This is a genomic window from Desulfobacterium sp. N47 (assembly GCF_051233685.1).
Taxonomy (GTDB): Bacteria; Desulfobacterota; Desulfobacteria; order Desulfobacterales; family RPRI01; genus RPRI01.
In genome coordinates, this window is record NZ_JBAMMY010000015.1 from 1 (window position 1) to 3,124 (window position 3,124).

At 38.4% G+C, this 3,124-nt stretch carries 1 protein-coding gene, 1 pseudogene and 1 CRISPR repeat array; the gene and the pseudogene both read right to left on the bottom strand.

The window, feature by feature from the left end:
• Window positions 1-288: 288 nt before the first annotated feature.
• Window positions 289-1,077: direct repeats of the CRISPR family, unit length 37 nt; unit sequence GTCTCAATCCCTTCTAATCAGGTCATATGTTTCCGAG.
• A gap of 292 nt (window positions 1,078-1,369) precedes the next feature.
• Window positions 1,370-2,305, bottom strand: coding sequence for a CRISPR system precrRNA processing endoribonuclease RAMP protein Cas6 (gene cas6, locus VXK47_RS00405; RefSeq protein WP_435546796.1), 936 nt, complete (start codon window positions 2,303-2,305; stop codon window positions 1,370-1,372).
• A 425-nt stretch (window positions 2,306-2,730) separates the two neighbouring features.
• Window positions 2,731-3,124 (bottom strand): annotated as a pseudogene (locus VXK47_RS00410) (UDP-N-acetylglucosamine 1-carboxyvinyltransferase); the annotation flags it as partial.

Here is a 3,124-nt window from a genome sequence, read left to right on the forward strand (position 1 = left end):
ACCCATTCTTTATCAACTGTTGCAACATACCACATCGTTTCTCCTATTTTAGGCGCAAACCCCAAATAATGGTGTTTTGCCATCAACTTGATATATTCTTGTTCCTCTTCCTTTAGAACCGGCCTTACCGTTATCGTTTGGATGTCACGGATTTTGCCTCAATAATAATTTTGATCATCCTTCCTATACATTATTATTGGGACTTTGACCACTTGTTTGTTTAATTAATTGTAATTTTTTTTATTGTTCAAAGAACAAAATAATCCTGTACAGCCTGCGGCCGGTTTTGTCTCAATCCCTTCTAATCAGGTCATATGTTTCCGAGGTTTCATAGCAAGGCTGGTGATTATCCAGTCGTAAATTATGTCTCAATCCCTTCTAATCAGGTCATATGTTTCCGAGAAAAAAGGAAAACAGACCGCAGACAGAAGACACAAAAGACAAGTCTCAATCCCTTCTAATCAGGTCATATGTTTCCGAGGGTAGAAATGCCCAAAGTAGAATAAAAATTAAAAGAGTCTCAATCCCTTCTAATCAGGTCATATGTTTCCGAGTAATGCTTGCGGCCAAAGGAAATGTAGTTTATTTTGAGTCTCAATCCCTTCTAATCAGGTCATATGTTTCCGAGGCACCTAAAACTATTCAACAACAGCCTATATCTTCGTCTCAATCCCTTCTAATCAGGTCATATGTTTCCGAGAGGTTTTTTATTTTCCGAATTAGTTGGGATATCTATTGCGTCTCAATCCCTTCTAATCAGGTCATATGTTTCCGAGGCACAGTTAATGTCGCCAACGCAAGCGTAACTCCCAGTCTCAATCCCTTCTAATCAGGTCATATGTTTCCGAGAAAAGAGAACGATGCGCCGTCGGAAAGAGCTATTTATGGTCTCAATCCCTTCTAATCAGGTCATATGTTTCCGAGGTGGTAAGTGTTTTTTATGGTATCGCTGACTACAAGATGGTCTCAATCCCTTCTAATCAGGTCATATGTTTCCGAGACAATAATTATCATTGCCCTATTGGCTATTTTATTTTTTAGTCTCAATCCCTTCTAATCAGGTCATATGTTTCCGAGGGCGCCCCTAAATTTCACAATGAAATCAAACATCTGAAATGGCATTTCCTGTAACCTCCTTCCATGGCCTTCCTTTTTACTTCTGTGCAAGTTTGACACCGGTAATAAATTAACAATAACATTCTGTATTCAAAGAATATAGTATCAATCCTGTAACCACCCCCTTTTTTTATGCCTTAAAAAAAATTGGCAAAGATATCTGTTTTTATTAACAAATCATTTAAATCAACTGTTTATTTCATGATTTTTCTTTATTTTGCCCTAACACTTAATACTTATATCTTACATCTTCTTAATTTTCAATTTTTATCTTACCCAGCCCGAACGTGGTTTGTTTGCCTATATGCACTTTTTCGCAAAATTCGATAAGCGGCAGATATTCTGAGATCCTGCCTTCATATATGATTGAACCCGTGATTCCTCCCATAAGCATTTTCTGGTCCTGACGGTTGGAATATCGCTTCCAATCAAACCATGACAGGTTTTGCTCAGCAATGCGGATAGTTTTTGCTCTATCAACAAGACCGCTATAGTCAAGAGGTGGTTCACCGCCGTCATAAAAAGCAAAAAGGGAAGAAATTCTTCTTAACATGGTGCGTACAAGAACATGAAAAGGAAGATCCGCTTTAAGATGATTTTCAAATTTTAATCTCAGCGGTGTTTCAAGAACAAGTTTTATACGAAGAGTCGAATCATTATTACCGGCCTGATTGTTTAATATTATTTCTTCGCTTTCTTCCGTTTTAACAAGAGAACGGTCTTTATCCGAATAGATTATGCTTTCATTGCTTTTTACTTCTTTGAGTGAAAAAACACCACTGTTCTCCCCGGTTCTTTTTCCTATCCCGGTACTTCCGATCTGGTCAAAAGCATAAATAAAATAGGCAAGACTGTTATTTATTTTTCCAAAGAGCAGAAGATTAAAATCAAACGATGCCCCCTTTTTATAAATGGTTCCGTTTGATAACGGAGGCTCTATCACAAACGGGTTTGGAGGTGCGGAAATTCTAAGCCCGTCCGGAACTTTGATTGCGTGGTTTGTTTCAAAAACAAGAGTGTATATGCAGCGTTCTTTTAAAAGACAGTCTTTGCATTCCTGCCTTTTTAAAGCGCATACCACTTTTTTTAAGGCATGCCCGAATATCCCCCGGAATGTTGATCCTTTATAGGGAGGAAGTATCGCATCGTTTTCAAAGCAGCATTTAAAACTGTATTTTCCGTATTGCATTGTCGCATCCCGGCCCTGGGTTATGATTTAAATATCGTATATACAATCTTCAATATTTTATATTAATCTATATGCTCTATATTCTATTTATAACAGTGTTGCAACATTGCCGTTTTAAATCCTGGGCATCTTTTCCGGGGCAGGCAGGTTTTTCCCACAGGCATTATTGCTTCAGATATCTTTTCAGATCCTCAGGATATCAGCTATCCGGAAAACCTTTGATAAGTCTGTATTTCTATTACTATTCTTTCACATGCACTCTTTCATAAATTCTTTTTAAATTACTGTATTGAGCTGAAATGCGGTGCAGGAGTTTTGATGGTTTTATAAAGGAAGGTATATTTTACCACATTTCATAACTATCAGGATTTCTCACTTCGTTCGAAATGACAAGACGTAACCGGATTTATAACTTCTGTGCCACGTCAGGCTTTTACTCTTTTTATCCTGGCTCCGAGAGCAGCAAATTTCTTTTCTATGGCTTCGTATCCGCGATCAAGATGATATACACGGTTTACTTCGGTTGTGCCTGATGCCACAAGTCCTGCCAGTATCAATGATGCGCTTGCCCGTAGATCGGTAGCCATGACAGGTGCGCCCATAAGTTTGGAAACTCCTGTGATCATGGCTGTATTGCCGGAAATTTTGATGTCGGCGCCCAATCTTTTTAATTCGCTGACATGGATAAATCTGTTTTCAAATATTGTTTCCGAAATTACGGAAAAACCTTTAGCAACAGACATAAGCACCATAAACTGCGCCTGCATGTCGGTGGGAAACCCGGGATATGGCATCGTCTTTATATCAATGCTTGATATT